General features: G+C 49.9%; 1 protein-coding gene and 2 pseudogenes. All 3 read left to right on the forward strand.

Annotated features, from left to right (window positions below; translation table 11 throughout):
• Positions 1 to 2: 2 nt before the first annotated feature.
• Positions 3 to 542: pseudogene (locus P5674_RS24800) on the forward strand (IS607 family transposase); the annotation flags it as partial.
• Between the two features lie 127 nt (positions 543 to 669).
• Positions 670 to 885 (forward strand): hypothetical protein, encoded by a 216-nt coding sequence (locus tag P5674_RS26780; protein WP_035736999.1) that lies wholly within the window; start codon positions 670 to 672, stop codon positions 883 to 885.
• A 36-nt stretch (positions 886 to 921) separates the two neighbouring features.
• A pseudogene (locus tag P5674_RS24810) lies at positions 922 to 1,334 on the forward strand (RNA-guided endonuclease TnpB family protein); the annotation flags it as partial.

Here is a 1,334-nt window from a genome sequence, read left to right on the forward strand (position 1 = left end):
AAATCCTTGGAGTCCATGAAAGAACACTCCGCAGATGGGACGAAAATGGCTCAATCGAGACCATCAGAACCCCCGCTGGGCAACGACGATACAACGTTGAGTCATATACTGCTGCCAAATCAGGCAGTGACAAACGCAAAGTCGTTATCTATGCCAGAGTTAGTAGCCGCGCCCAGCAGTCCGACCTCAACCGACAGGTGGCCGCACTGTCCAACCTCTACCCCGAAGCAGAAGTCGTCTCCGAAATCGGAGGCGGGCTCAACTTCAAGGGAAAGAAAATGCTGGCCTGACTGGGACAAGTCTTGTCAGGAGATGTCCGCATGGTTGTCGTTGCCCACCCAGACCGATTGGCCAGATTTGGATGGGACTTGTTTCGATGGCTCTGTGAGCAAAACAGGTGCTCACTCATGGTTCTCAACGAGACAAGTCTCAGTCGAGAACCAGAAATGGTTGAGGACATCCTCGCCATCCTCCACTGCTTCAGTTCCCGATTATACGGACGGAGTCAATATAAAACTCAGGTCAAAGAAGATCCGGATTTACCCCAGCCCAGAGCTAAATCAAGTCTGGCGTAAATGGCTGGCCGCTTGTCGGTATTGCTACAACCAAGCAATTGCATTATCCCGGAGTGGTAAACGACTAAGCAAACTGAAATTACGCAACGAAGTGATGCAGAGCGACTTACCCGAATGGGTCAAAGAAACACCCTGCCACATTCGGCAAAATGCCATCTTTGATGCCTATCAGGCTTTGACCGCCAGTCCTGGCGCAAGGCCACCGAGCTGTCGGGATAGTTCTCAAGCCATCAAGTTTAACAATGCTAATTTCTCTTCAGGGAGTTGGTATCCAAGACTCACGAAAGGATTAACTTTCATGGTTTCCTAAGCTATCCCTAAAACTTGCGGGCAAGGGACTCAGTTGGTGTTTACCAAAGGTCGATGGTTGGCGATTTTCCCTGAACCAGTTGCCGTTACCCCAACTGAAGCGAATGGCGTAATTGCATTAGACCCGGGCGTCCGAACTTTTATGACCGGGTTTGATGGCTCTCGGTTTCTGGAATTGGGCTCCGGGGATATTGGACGCATTACTAGGTTATGTCAACATTTGGATGATTTGATGAGCCGAATCGCCAAGGAACCCTGTCGTTCAAGAAGGCGACGGATGAGGCAAGCGGCTCAACGAATGAGAACCAAAATCCGCAATCTAGTTGATGAAGCCCACAAACAAATTGCTCACTACTTGACTCACGACTACAGCATAATTTTTCTGCCGACCTTCGAGACTTCCAACATGGTTGCCAAAGCCAAGCGGAAAATCAAATCCAAGACTGCCCG

This window comes from Limnospira sp. PMC 289.06 (assembly GCF_032350395.1).
GTDB classification, from domain to species: domain Bacteria; phylum Cyanobacteriota; class Cyanobacteriia; order Cyanobacteriales; family Microcoleaceae; genus Limnospira; species Limnospira platensis.

Coding starts and splice junctions, on each gene's coding strand:
- P5674_RS26780 (WP_035736999.1), top strand. CDS start 670: ATGCAGAGCGACTTACCCGAATGGGTCAAAGAAACACCCTGCCACATT.